The organism is Oleiphilus sp. HI0043 (assembly GCF_001634935.1).
Map to the genome: position 1 here is coordinate 1 of NZ_LWEY01001903.1, position 926 is coordinate 926.

Sequence of the window (926 nt, forward strand, 5' to 3'; positions counted from 1 at the left end):
TATTTCTGGCAAGATGCGTAAGAACTATATTCGTATACTGACTGGTGACAAGGTTAAAGTTGAAATGACGCCTTACGACCTAACTAAAGGCCGTATCACCTACAGAGCTCGCTAAATTATTTCGTCTGGGGGCTCGCGCTCATTCGCTTAAGCGAGACTTTATAGTCATAAAAAAAGGGTAAGAACCATGTTCTTACCCTTTTTTTCGTCAATAACAACCCTTAGGCTGGCTCTTGCTCATAATCAAAGACAATCTCATTATCTCGAAGATTAATATGGACATCGCCACCTTCAGCCAAACTACCAAAGAGAATTTCTTCTGCTAACGGTTTCTTGAGGTCTTCCTGAATCAGACGAGCCATTGGTCTAGCACCCATAGTTTCATCATACCCCTTCTCTGCAAGATAGAGCTTCACTTCATCATCAACATGCAGCACAACGTTCTTCGCATCCAGCTGTACTTGTAATTCCATAAGGAACTTGTCGACAACATAGCAAACTGTTTCTCTCGATAATGAAGCAAACGGAATAATGCCATCCAAGCGATTTCTAAACTCTGGCGTAAATACCTTATTCAAAGCTTCCATACCATCTGAAGAATGGTCTTGCTCATTAAAACCAATTGAGCGTCTACTAATTACTTCCGCACCAGCATTGGTTGTCATCACCAACACGACATGCCTAAAGTCAGCTTTGCGGCCATTGTTATCGGTTAAGGTGCCGTGATCCATAACCTGCAACAACAAGTTAAAGACTTCTGGGTGCGCCTTTTCAATCTCATCAAGCAATAAAACGCAGTGAGGATTCTTATTGACCGCTTCGGTCAATAAGCCACCCTGATCATAGCCAACGTACCCAGGAGGCGCACCAATCAAACGACTGACGGTATGTCGCTCCATATACTCCGACATATCAAAGCGAACCAA

Annotated in this window: 2 protein-coding genes; one reads left to right on the plus strand and one right to left on the minus strand. The window is 43.1% G+C overall.

The features are described from left to right. Nucleotides 1-115, plus strand: a 115-nt coding sequence (infA, locus tag A3729_RS29430) for a translation initiation factor IF-1 (protein ID WP_068634558.1), incomplete at its 5' end; no start/stop codon positions are given. Nucleotides 116-221: 106 nt separating this feature from the next. Here the strand turns inward: infA and A3729_RS29435 are convergent. Then, on the minus strand, nucleotides 222-926 hold a 705-nt coding region (locus tag A3729_RS29435), incomplete at its 5' end, for an AAA family ATPase (protein ID WP_156498222.1).